The sequence below is a fragment of the Chitinophaga sp. genome, assembly GCF_036569185.1.
Lineage (GTDB): Bacteria > Bacteroidota > Bacteroidia > Chitinophagales > Chitinophagaceae > Chitinophaga.
In genome coordinates, this window is sequence record NZ_DATCRD010000377.1 from 1 (window position 1) to 10,974 (window position 10,974).

The following is a 10,974-nucleotide window of genomic DNA, read 5'->3' on the forward strand; positions in this document are numbered from 1 at the left end:
GATATATAATTTGGGCATTTTTCAAAAATACCTCAACCTCCGTTATCAACAGTTAATCCAAAACTGGTTGCTCCAGTATTAACAAAAACGCAGCTGGCGCTTTAAAGCAACAGCTGCGTTTTTGTATGCCAATTAATTTACTGCTGCAGATCCCAGCCCCAGTTGATGCCCTTTTCCGTTGCCGGCACGCCGCTTTCCAGCCATTGAGGAGCCGGAGCGCCTTTCAGGAAGTGGTCAAAGAACTGTTGCTCCCTGCGCTGAATATCTTTACGGTTCTGGCGTTGCACAAGGTTATGCGCTTCATTGTTATAATTCAGCAGCCATACGGGCTTGCCTAAACGACGTAAACCGGTAAACATTTCAATGCCCTGGTACCAGGGCACAGCCCCATCGGCATCATTTGCCATGATCGCTACCGGCGTGTTCACACGTGGAAGATTGAACAACGGTGAATTTTCAATATACAATTCAGGCTTTTCCCATAAGGTGGCACCGATACGGCTTTGAGAATGTTCGTACTGGAACTGCCTGTTCATGCCGCTTTCCCAGCGGATGCCTCCATAGGCGCTGGTCATATTGGCCACGGGAGCGCCTGCCCATGCAGCTTTGAATAAGTTGGTTTGCGTGATGAGGAAAGCCACCTGGTAGCCGCCCCAGCTCTGGCCCTGGATGCCCATATTTTTACCATCTGCCCAGGGTTTCTTCGCCAGGTCTTCTGCAGCGCTTACAATATAATCGTAAGCGCTTTTGCCGGGATAACCGTTTTCATAACTGATATCCGGTGCAAATACAAGGTACCCGCGACTTACAAAAAATGAGATGTTCAACCGCGATGGGGTTGGCGCCGGCGCCTGGTAACTGTACAGTCCATCTGTTAATTTCTCATAGAAATAAAAGATCACCGGGTATTGTTTGGTGCTGTCAAAATTTTCGGGTTTATAAAGAATGCCTTCTGCAGGTTTACCGCTGAAAGTGGTCCATTTATACAGCGATGCGGTGCCCCAGTTGTATTCCTGCTGCTGGGGATTGGTGCGACTGATCTGTGCAGCTTTCGCGATGTCATCTCCCGCAAAAACATCAGGAGAAAGTTCATACCGGCTACGGGTATACGAAAATACACTGGCATCCTTTGCTTTCAGCAGATCGGTATAAGTATATGGTCCGAGTATAACCTGCTGCAGGTTGGCAGATCTGCCGGATTTACGGGGCAGGTCAAGCGAATAGAAGCCATTGTATTTGCTGCTGTCCTGGAAGGCGGTGAGCATGAGGCGATCACCGGGCAGGAAAAATTTCTTATCAGGGTCCAGTCGCAGGTAACGCAGGCGGGTCCTGCATTTCCGGCCAATCCCATTGGTAATGTTCAGCGGGGCGTTTTTCCCGCTGGGATCTGTTTGCCAGATATCGTAACGGTCGTAGATGTACACATAGCTGTCTTCTTTCATCCAGCCTGCAATGCCATATGCATCAGGTACATCCGGGTGATCATCTTCCTCATCATATACTTTTGCAGGAATACTTTTGCTGATGCTTATGGTGGCGCCGGTAGCGTTATTGTAACTGAACCATTCCCGGTTTACCAGGTCGTACCAGATGATATATTTTCCGTTAGGGGAGATGAAAAAGTTGCCGTCCAGCTTTTCTTTGATCTTTTTCCTGGTGCCATCACTGGTGTTGACGAGGTACGCCGTTTTAAGCGTGCGGCCTGTCCATTGCAGGGGAATACGCTCGCCTTTGTCCGTATAGCCGAGCGCGTTAGGGCTGTTCCCTTCCGCTGCTGTGATCACTGTTTCAAGATCTTTATCGCTTAGCTGGATCACGCGTTTACTGCCGGGATAATATACGGCGGCATAACTTCTCTTCAGTTCTTTATCCGCATTTTTTAACTGCATAGGTTGCAGGTAATCATCTTTATAATTCCAGATATCTACTTTGGCCACTTCAAAATCCACGATGTTGGTATCTTTCACCGGTGGAATGGGCGCGGTGCCAAAGAAGAGGCGTTGCCCGTCTTTACTGAAATAGATCAGGCTGTTGGGGCTGATGCTCCAGTTGGCGGGAATGCCGCTGCTGTTTTTATCGGCTACTTCATAGGCGCTGTCCTGCCCTGGTTTGAAGTAGTAGAGTTTGTAGAATTGCTGTAATGCTTTGGCAGAATCGCGGGTACCAAAGTAGGCTGCCTGTTCTCCTTTTTCATCGAATGCAAACTGTTTATAGTCGCTGTTGCCGTTGCTCAGTGCAGTGGCTTTCCTGCCGGCGGTATGCCACAGCAGTACGCCATTGCGCGATAGCGAATCTTTTTTATCAGCCTTTGTTTCGATGAGCAGTTGGTTGCCGGGTTTGCTGAAAGTGAATTCGGTCACGTTTTTTACGGTGTCCTGTATGCCGCTCAGCAGCTGGCGGATCACCAGTGTACCGCTTTCATTGCCGGCAGGAGGTGTTTTATCGTCATCCGCCCGGTCGTTGTCCACAGCTGCTTTTGGTGCTTTATTGCCTTTGTTCCTGGCAGTATCTGCGGCTGGTTTTTCCAGCAGGTAGGCGAGCAGGCCACTGCCTTTTTCCGGTGTTTTAAAAGACTTCACACCAGGGAATTTCACGATGCCTGGTTGCCCCAGGGCAATGATAGCCATAGAATCTTTGGGCATTTCCGCCGGTTTCTTCTTTTTGATCCTTGCTTCACGGGTATCTTTAAAAAAAGGCTTGATGCTGCAGATCACATAGCGGGAATCTTCTGTAATAACAGGGCTGCCGCCGCGGGCTATGGTAGTAGCCTGGCCCGTTTTCCGGTCATAGATCACCAGGCTGGCATCGCCTTCCTGTGGTATTACTGAATACACTACCCACTGTCCGTTGTTACTGATCAGTTTAGTGCCAATGCTTTGCCAACTGTCATAAACACTGTGATCCAGTGGCTTTTTTGCAGGTTGTTGTGCATAGGTAGAAAGGGAAGCTCCCAGGAGGGATACCCCTAATAAAACTTTTCTCATAAGCGCAAAGTAATCATTACAGCGCTCAAGTTACAAATAAATGAGGATGAGCGGAGGCGTCAGGAAGCCGTTTTGCCCTTTGCCACGCGCAGCATCTGCAGTCCCACGGAAAGGATGATACAACCCAGCCCCGCATAGAATGCATTGTTCAGTAATTTGTTTTCATGGAACAGCACAAATGCCATCACGATACTGTACACCGGTTCCAGGTTGAAGCAAAGGTTCACGGTAAAAGGGGATATTTTTTTTAGGGCGCTCATACTCAGCAGGTACATCAGCACCGTGCAGAACCAGGCCAGCACCAACAGGTAAATGAGATCCGGGGATGAGGGCAGCAGGGTGGGCACGGGGAAGAGGTGAAGATATAACGGCATGGCCATGCTGAGCACGATGAAACCTGTTGACAGCTCATAAAAAGTAATGGTGTAGGTATCAAAACGTTTGATCAGTCTTTTGTTGAATACGGTGAACAGCGCGGCAAACATGGCGGAGATGATGCCAATGATAATACCGGTGCGGTATTGGGTATCGAAATGGAAGATAAGCAGGATGCCCAGCAGGGTAAGCAGGCTCAGTAACATTTCGGCTACATCAAAGCGGCGCCTGTTGATAAGCGGGTCAAATATGGCGGTGAACAGGCTGGTGAGCGAAAAGCAGATCACCCCGATAGATACATTGGAATATTTGATGCTGCCGTAAAAGAAAAGCCAGTGCAGGGCCACTATTACGCCGGTGCCCCCAATAGGCAGGATATCTTTCCAGGGAAGTTTTTTAAAGGTGCCCTGTATGCGGAATAAAACGTATAAAGTAACAGAGGTGATCAATAACCGGTACCATACCAGTAGTCCTTCGTTAAGGGAGATGAGTTTACCCAATATCCCTGTAAATCCAGCCAGGAACACAGAAAGATGCAGCTGGAGAAATGCTTTTTTCATGAATCAGTAAAATGTATTTAGGGATCTGTTCATTTATTTAAAATGAGCAGATCCCTAAATGCTATGTAATTGAGATGATGTTATTAATTCTGCAACCGTCTTTTATAATTGCGGAAAAGGCTTTGCCATTGTATTTTGAGCACGCCGAGTATGCCTTCTTTGATGATGCCTTTGTTCATTTTTGAGTATCCTTCTTTCCGGTCTTTAAAGGTGATAGGCACTTCTTTTATTTTGAAACCAAGTTTCCAGGCGGTGAATTTCATTTCGATCTGGAAGGCATAGCCTACAAACTGTATCTGGTCGAGGTTAATAGACTCCAACACCGTATTGCTGTAACATACAAACCCGGCGGTGGGGTCTTTCACCGGCATCCAGGTGATCATGCCTACATAAATGGAGGCGCCATAAGATAATACGGCCCGGTCCCAGGGCCAGTTTTCGGTTTTACCGCCTTTTACATAGCGGGAACCTACAGATACATCTGCTCCTTCTTTGGCGCAGGCATCGTACAGGCGCGGAAGATCTTTCGGGTTATGCGAAAAATCGGCGTCCATTTCAATAATGTACTTGTAACCCCTGGCCAGCGCCCATTTGAAACCGTGGATATAAGCTGTGCCCAGGCCTTGTTTGCCGGATCTTTCTTCCAGGAACAATTCGCCGGGATGTTGCTGTTGCAGCGATTTTACAATAGCGCCGGTGCCGTCGGGCGATCCGTCATCCACAATAAGCACATGAAAATCCTGCTGTAAGGAAAATACAGCGTCAATGATGTTCCGGATATTATCCTTTTCATTGTACGTAGGAATGATGACAAGCTTTTCCAATTCAGCAGATGATATTTTTGGACTGCGAAAATAATTCAATTCCGGCGCAAGATATGATGTTCCCCGTTAACATTACATTTTTTTTAACATCATATTATGGAAGATCTCAGTCAGTTTTTGTTTGGTATTGAGTGGGAAGTCCGCTTTCATCATCCAGTCGTAATACTGGGGCTCTGCCCTTAACACCTCTCTCACGGAGCGGCCTTTGTATTTACCAAAGTTAAACACTTCCTGTCCGCCCTGCATCACGAGACGGCGTGCAAAGTCGATGTAATCTTCTTCTTTGGTGAAATCGGCCAGTGAGTCAATATCCTGCTGCAGTTGTTCATACCTGCCCAGCTGGGCTTCCAGGATCTCGTAGGTGGCCAGTGCGTCTGCTTCGGCGCTGTGCGCGTTTTCCAGCTGTTTATCGCAATAAAATTTGTAGGCGGCGGCCAGTGTGCGTTTCTCCATCAGGTGGAAGATCCGCTGTACATCCACAAATTTGCGTTTGGAAACATCGAATTCAATATCCGCCCGCAGGAATTCCTCTACCAGCAGGGGAATATCGAAGCGATTGGAGTTATAACCTGCCAGGTCGCAGTTTTCCATGAACTGTTTCAGTTCGTGTGCGGCCTGTTTAAAGGAAGGTGCATCTTTTACATCCTCGTCCTTAATACCATGAATTGCTGTAGATCCGGCGGGGATCGGCATTCCGGGGTTAATGCGTTTCACTTTCGACTGGGTGGTTTTATCCGGAAACACTTTGATGATAGCAATTTCAATGATACGATCCGAAGCCACGTTGGTTCCGGTGGTTTCAAGATCGATTACGGCCAGCGGCCTTTTGAGGAGCAAAGAAGGCATTATGAATAATTTATATTTTTGTTTAATGTATTTATTTGTCTGACGGCAATAATGCTTTCAGTTTGCTAAAATCGAGGCCATCGTAAGTACCGGAGCTCATCAGCAGCAGGTTGGTATCCTGGTATTGCTGTGCGGCCAGGAATGCTTCCAGCGTTTCCCGGTTGTGGAAAACGTGCAGGTCATTACGGCCGAAGCGTTGTGCGATCAGCTCCGGCGCCAGGTCCGGCATTCTCTTTATTTCGAGCGCATGTTTGCTGTAGAATACAACGGCGGTATCTGCTGTATCGAGAGCGCCCTGGTATTGTTCCAGGAAATCTGCATTTAAACTGCTATAGGTGTGTAATTCCAGTACGGCAATCAGTTTCCTGTCGGGAAACTGGTGCCTCGTGGCTTCCATAGTGGCTTTCACTTTGGAAGGAGCGTGCGCAAAATCACGGTAAATAACACAATGGTCGTTTTTTGCTACCAGTTCCAGTCTTTTTGCGGCGCCTTTAAAGGTAGCAATTGCCGCCAGGAATTCCGCATCGGACAAGCCAAGTTCATTACAAACCAGTTTGGCGGCGTGCAGGTTCAGCAGGTTATGATCCCCGAAAACTTCCAGGCTGGCCCGGTGCTCCCCGAAAATAACGCTGGTGACGCCATTGATAATAGTATGCTCCGGCAATGCATAGGGCACCAGTTTAAGGTGGCCACCGGTGGCAGTAACCAGGCTAACGAGCTCCTGGTCCGTACTGTTGTAAATGAGCACCTGTCCGGGTTCCATCTGCCTGATAAAAATGGCAAACTGTTCTTTATATATTTCGTAGGTAGGAAATACGTTGATATGATCCCACGCAATCCCCGTTAATACAGCGATCTGCGGGTGCAGGAAGTGGAACTTAGGCCGCTTTTCAATGGCCGAGGCAGGATATTCATCCGCTTCGCACACAATTACAGGGGCATCCGTAATATTTACAGATTGCGCGAATCCTTCCAGCCGCGCGCCCACGAGGTAGTCGAACGATTGATGGTTCAGCTGTAACGCGTGCATCACCATGGCTGTGGTAGTGGTTTTACCATGACTTCCCCCGATGGCTACCCGTGTTTTATTTTTACTTTCCTGGTAGATATATTCCGGGAAAGAATAGATCTTCAGCTGAAGTTCCCTGGCTTTTATCAGTTCGGGATTATCGTCCCGGGCATGCATGCCCAGGATGACGGCGTCCAGATCCGGCGTTATCCGGGCAGGGTCCCAGCCGGTGCTGGCTGGTAAAATGCCCGCCTGTTGCAGGTTCGACAGGGCCGGTTCGAAAATTTCGTCGTCGCTGCCGGTTACCTGGTAACCTTTATTTTTAAGCGCAATGGCTAACTGATGCATTACGCTGCCGCCTATGGCAATAAAATGTACTTTTGTCATAACGCTGAATATTTTCGGCCTGCCGAAAATTACATTGTTGTTTTTTTTAATGTATTTTCTATATTTGCAAATATAACGTTACAATAGACGATTAAAAAAGTAGTCGTATCATATTTCCGCTGAAAATTCGTTTTAGTCAATAAATTAATTAAAACTGCCAGTATGCAATCTTATGTAAGAATTTTGGGCTACACCGCTATGGTTTGTATCTTTGCTGCTTTCTTAACGTCCTGCGCAAGCCATCAGAAACTGGGTTGTCCGATGAAGGGCATGGCCAAGTCGCCTGCGATAGAACATAACAAAGCATGTTAAATGAATTGGAAAACGTTAACCAGTGAGGAACAACTATCTGAGATCAATGCGGCATCAGCGCATCAGCCGGTAGTGATTTACAAGCACAGCACGCGATGCTCTATCAGCTCAATGGCCAAGGCCAGGTTGGAACGGTCGGCTGAACCGGAAGGGTTAACGTTTTATTACCTGGACCTGATCGCTTATCGTCCCGTATCCAATAAGATTGCAGAAATATACCATGTTCAGCATGAATCGCCCCAGGTACTGGTGATCCGTAACGGCGAATGTGTTTACAATGAAAGTCATGGCGGCATTGTGATGGATGAAATAGTTGCCCAGGCTGGCGTTTAACCGCCCAAATAGGCTAGCTTTGTAAATTCAACAGCATAGCCAATGAAACATCGTATAGTAGTAGCAGTTACAGGGGCGAGTGGTTCCATCTACGCCCGCCAGTTGTTGCAGAAGCTCCGGGCAGCGCATGAGCAGCTGGACCAGGTAGCCGTGGTGATGACCGAGAACGCTAAAACCGTCTGGGAAACAGAGCTCAGAGACGAAGATTATAAACAACTCCCTTTCCGTTTTTATACCCAACAGGATTTTCATGCGCCGTTTGCCTCCGGGTCCGGCCGCTTTAATACCATGATCATCTGCCCTTGTTCCATGGGCACACTGGGGCGTATCGCCACCGGTATTTCCAACGACCTGATCACCCGTGCAGCAGATGTAGTGCTGAAAGAAAGAAGAAAGCTGATCTGCGTGGTAAGGGAAACTCCCTACAATCTTATTCACATCAAAAATATGGAAGCCGTAACCCTGGCCGGTGGTATCATTTGCCCGGCTACGCCTTCTTTTTACAGTTTGCCTGCCAACCTGGAAGAAATGGCCGCTACGGTAGTGGACCGTATCATAGATCTTGCGGGCCTGGAGCAGCAAACTTACCGCTGGGGAAGCGATAGCAATAATAAAGAGGATTAATTATCTTAGGCCTTCATTCTATAACCATTATCATGCAAATAGCAATTATTAACGGACCTAACCTGAACCTGCTGGGCAAGCGTGAAACAGGCATCTATGGCAGTGAATCTTTCGAACATTATTTCAAGCACCTGCAAAAGCAATTCCCGTCGGTAACTTTTACTTACTTCCAGAGCAATGTGGAAGGGGAGCTGGTGAACTATCTGCATGAAGTGGGCTTTTCTTACGACGGCGTTTTGCTGAATGCAGGCGCTTATACACATACCTCTATCGCCATCCGTGATGCCATTGCGGGCATTAAAACGCCGGTAATGGAAATTCATATCAGCAATGTGTACGCCAGGGAAGAGTTCCGGCATACATCCCTGATTGCCCCCAAATGCATCGGCTGTATCTGCGGCCTGGGGCTGAAAGGCTATCAACTAGGGGTGGAGTACTTCGGGATGAGCGATTTGTAGGGCGCGCCTTCGGCGCTTTAAATTGTCTTGGAACACTGATTACGCTGATTATACTGATTAGCTTGATTTTTATTTTTTGATTTTTGATTTTTGTAAAATAATGAGGGGAGATAAAAGCAGTTATATGCTTCTATCTCCCTTTGTCTTTTCAAAAAGATGATTAACCTGATTTTGTAAAATAATAAGGGGAGATAAAAGCGAACATACCCGCTTCTATCTCCCTTAATCTTTTAATCAAAATAAAATCAAAAAATAAAAATCAAGCTAATCAGTATAATCAGCGTAATCAGTGTTCCAAGACAATTTAAAGCGCCGAAGGCGCACATACTAGCAGCAGCTGGCTTCCTGTTCCTTGAAAGCCTCTCTAGGCTTCAGTCCCAGCAGTTCGAACATCATATGGTCTTCTTCGAAAGAAGGATTGCCTGTGGTGAGCAGTTTTTCACCGGTGAAAATGGAGTTGGCGCCCGCCATAAAGCACAGGGCCTGGTCGGACATACTCATTTCCGCACGGCCGGCACTCAGGCGTACCATGGCTTTGGGCATCAGGATACGCGTGGTGGCAATCATGCGTACCATATCCCAGAACTCCACTTTGGGAAGATGCTCCAGGGGCGTGCCTTTTACGCGGGTGAGCGCATTGATGGGTACAGAGTCCGGGTGGGAAGGCAGGCTGCTGAGTGTCCACAGCATGGCGATACGGTCTTCATGTGATTCGCCTAACCCGATAATACCGCCGCAGCATACGCTTACACCGGCTTTTCTTACATTTTCCAGTGTTTGTAAACGATCGTCGTAAGTGCGGGTGGTGATAATTTCTTCGTAGTGATCGCGGGAGGTATCGAGGTTGTGATTATAGGCAAACAGCCCGGCATCGGCCAGTTTTTTTGCCTGTTCCTCGTTCAGCATGCCTAAGGTGCAGCATACTTCCATGCCCAGTTCATTAACGCCTTTTACCATGTCCAGTACCCGGTCAAAATCGCGGTTGTCGCGCACTTCACGCCATGCGGCGCCCATGCAGAAGCGGGTGGAACCGGCTTCTTTCGCTTTCTGTGCATAACTCATCACGTCCTCTTTTTTCAGGAGGCCATGTACATTGATGTCAGTGTTATATCTGGCAGCCTGGGGGCAATAAGCGCAATCTTCAGGGCATCCGCCTGTTTTGATGGATAAGAGGGTGCAAACCTGCACTTCTGCAGTATCCTGGTATTCACGGTGAATAGAAGCAGCACGGTACACTAATTCCAGCAAGGGAGTGTTGTAAATAGCTTTGATTTCTTCTAACGTCCAGTCATGACGGATCATAGATCTGATTTTGTTTGAATAGCAAACGTAGCAAATTATTACGAAATACAACGACCAATTACAGGAGCGCGATGAAAGGAAATTTGATTATTCTATTGAAATACATTTAATTGCGGAACTCAATTTAAATAACCAGTATCCAGAAAACCACTTCTATGAAACATTTCCCCAGGGGCAGCAGGCTGTCCGTACTTTTTCTTTTTGCCGCTATGGCATTTTCCAGTTGCAGTAAAAATGATGATGACCCGGTTGTACCGCCACCACCTGTGTACACGCCTGACCAGCTGTACAACCAGGCTGTTGATGACGCGATGATTGCGGACAGCAGCGAAATCAGCACTGCGCTATGGCCCATCACCCCGGATAACCCGGACCTGCAATGGAAAACCATCAATGGCCAGCAGTATGTTTTAATGGGCACCTTTATGCGTTTCCCGGGCAGCTACCCGGCGGGAGACTCCATCACCACCGTTTGGGGCGAATCCTGGCTGTTTATTCCCAAACAGATGAAAGACCGTATAGGGCCCTCCTTTACTGCTACCTCAGATACTATTCAGCGTATCTGCCAGTTACTGGGACTTCCTCCTGTGAATGCAAAAACAAATACCCATATCGCTACCATGTGGGTAAATGCCTCAAGGTTGTACCGGCCGGCCGGTAATCCCGCCATCACTACCAAAACCACCGGTGCGGTACCGATCAGCGGCGTGTCGGCGGAGTTTTCCACCTGGTTTAACAACTACATCATTTTCGCTTATTACCGCCCGTTAACATCAGCTACGGATGCACACTATCCGTGGACCAGGCTGGGCTATACCTACGATTGGGCGCCAGGCGCCAGCAAGGTAGGGTTGAGCGAATACGTAATGCAGGCCAGTTCCGGCGCATGGGTAGAGAAGGTGAACAGGGCGGCAGACTTCTTCAAAAACTAATCGCCTTCGGCGTTTTAAATTGTCTTGG

General features: G+C 47.9%; 10 protein-coding genes. 4 read left to right on the forward strand and 6 right to left on the reverse strand.

Annotated elements, in window-relative coordinates; translation table 11 throughout:
• Nucleotides 1-137: 137 nt before the first annotated feature.
• The 5 genes from VIM72_RS28480 to VIM72_RS28500 all read right to left on the reverse strand — a co-directional run bounded on the left by VIM72_RS28480 (nt 138) and on the right by VIM72_RS28500 (nt 6,985).
• Complete coding sequence (locus tag VIM72_RS28480) at nt 138-2,984, reverse strand: alpha/beta hydrolase family protein (RefSeq protein ID WP_332006204.1); 2,847 nt, start codon at nt 2,982-2,984, stop codon at nt 138-140.
• A 59-nt stretch (nt 2,985-3,043) separates the two neighbouring features.
• Entirely contained in the window at nt 3,044-3,919 is an 876-nt protein-coding gene (locus tag VIM72_RS28485) for a DMT family transporter (RefSeq protein ID WP_332006205.1), read from the reverse strand.
• 83 nt (nt 3,920-4,002) lie between these two features.
• Nucleotides 4,003-4,743 carry a polyprenol monophosphomannose synthase gene (locus VIM72_RS28490; protein WP_332006206.1) on the reverse strand — a complete coding sequence of 247 codons (741 nt, stop codon included), beginning with the start codon at nt 4,741-4,743 and terminating at the stop codon, nt 4,003-4,005.
• Nucleotides 4,744-4,815: 72 nt separating this feature from the next.
• Entirely contained in the window at nt 4,816-5,589 is a 774-nt protein-coding gene (locus VIM72_RS28495) for a 3'-5' exonuclease (protein ID WP_332006207.1), read from the reverse strand.
• A 31-nt stretch (nt 5,590-5,620) separates the two neighbouring features.
• Nucleotides 5,621-6,985: a UDP-N-acetylmuramate--L-alanine ligase gene (locus tag VIM72_RS28500; RefSeq protein ID WP_332006208.1), complete on the reverse strand. Its 1,365-nt coding sequence runs from the start codon at nt 6,983-6,985 to the stop codon at nt 5,621-5,623.
• 312 nt (nt 6,986-7,297) lie between these two features.
• Between VIM72_RS28500 and ytxJ the strand changes: the two genes are divergently transcribed.
• Genes ytxJ through aroQ form a run of 3 tightly spaced genes read left to right on the forward strand, consistent with a single transcriptional unit; the run spans nt 7,298 to nt 8,712 of the window.
• Entirely contained in the window at nt 7,298-7,630 is a 333-nt protein-coding gene (gene ytxJ / locus VIM72_RS28505; RefSeq protein WP_332006209.1) for a bacillithiol system redox-active protein YtxJ, read from the forward strand.
• Nucleotides 7,631-7,672: 42 nt separating this feature from the next.
• Nucleotides 7,673-8,254, forward strand: coding sequence for a UbiX family flavin prenyltransferase (locus VIM72_RS28510; protein ID WP_332006210.1), 582 nt, complete (start codon nt 7,673-7,675; stop codon nt 8,252-8,254).
• A gap of 32 nt (nt 8,255-8,286) precedes the next feature.
• Nucleotides 8,287-8,712: a type II 3-dehydroquinate dehydratase gene (gene aroQ, locus VIM72_RS28515; RefSeq protein WP_332006211.1), complete on the forward strand. Its 426-nt coding sequence runs from the start codon at nt 8,287-8,289 to the stop codon at nt 8,710-8,712.
• A 327-nt stretch (nt 8,713-9,039) separates the two neighbouring features.
• Here aroQ and bioB read toward each other — a convergent pair whose 3' ends face one another.
• Nucleotides 9,040-10,014 carry a biotin synthase BioB gene (gene bioB / locus VIM72_RS28520; protein ID WP_332006212.1) on the reverse strand — a complete coding sequence of 325 codons (975 nt, stop codon included), beginning with the start codon at nt 10,012-10,014 and terminating at the stop codon, nt 9,040-9,042.
• Nucleotides 10,015-10,169: 155 nt separating this feature from the next.
• On the opposite strand from bioB, the gene VIM72_RS28525 reads away from it, so the two are divergent.
• Nucleotides 10,170-10,946: a hypothetical protein gene (locus VIM72_RS28525; RefSeq protein WP_332006213.1), complete on the forward strand. Its 777-nt coding sequence runs from the start codon at nt 10,170-10,172 to the stop codon at nt 10,944-10,946.
• Nucleotides 10,947-10,974: the final 28 nt, after the last annotated feature.

What these genes read in the sequence shown, in the direction of transcription:
- VIM72_RS28525 (WP_332006213.1), top strand. Translation starts at nt 10,170, where the DNA reads ATGAAACATTTCCCCAGGGGCAGCAGGCTGTCCGTACTTTTTCTTTTT.
- VIM72_RS28500 (WP_332006208.1), bottom strand. Translation starts at nt 6,985, where the DNA reads ATGACAAAAGTACATTTTATTGCCATAGGCGGCAGCGTAATGCATCAG.
- VIM72_RS28510 (WP_332006210.1), top strand. Translation starts at nt 7,673, where the DNA reads ATGAAACATCGTATAGTAGTAGCAGTTACAGGGGCGAGTGGTTCCATC.
- bioB (WP_332006212.1), bottom strand. Translation starts at nt 10,014, where the DNA reads ATGATCCGTCATGACTGGACGTTAGAAGAAATCAAAGCTATTTACAAC.
- aroQ (WP_332006211.1), top strand. Translation starts at nt 8,287, where the DNA reads ATGCAAATAGCAATTATTAACGGACCTAACCTGAACCTGCTGGGCAAG.
- VIM72_RS28485 (WP_332006205.1), bottom strand. Translation starts at nt 3,919, where the DNA reads ATGAAAAAAGCATTTCTCCAGCTGCATCTTTCTGTGTTCCTGGCTGGA.
- VIM72_RS28495 (WP_332006207.1), bottom strand. Translation starts at nt 5,589, where the DNA reads ATGCCTTCTTTGCTCCTCAAAAGGCCGCTGGCCGTAATCGATCTTGAA.
- ytxJ (WP_332006209.1), top strand. Translation starts at nt 7,298, where the DNA reads ATGAATTGGAAAACGTTAACCAGTGAGGAACAACTATCTGAGATCAAT.
- VIM72_RS28480 (WP_332006204.1), bottom strand. Translation starts at nt 2,984, where the DNA reads ATGAGAAAAGTTTTATTAGGGGTATCCCTCCTGGGAGCTTCCCTTTCT.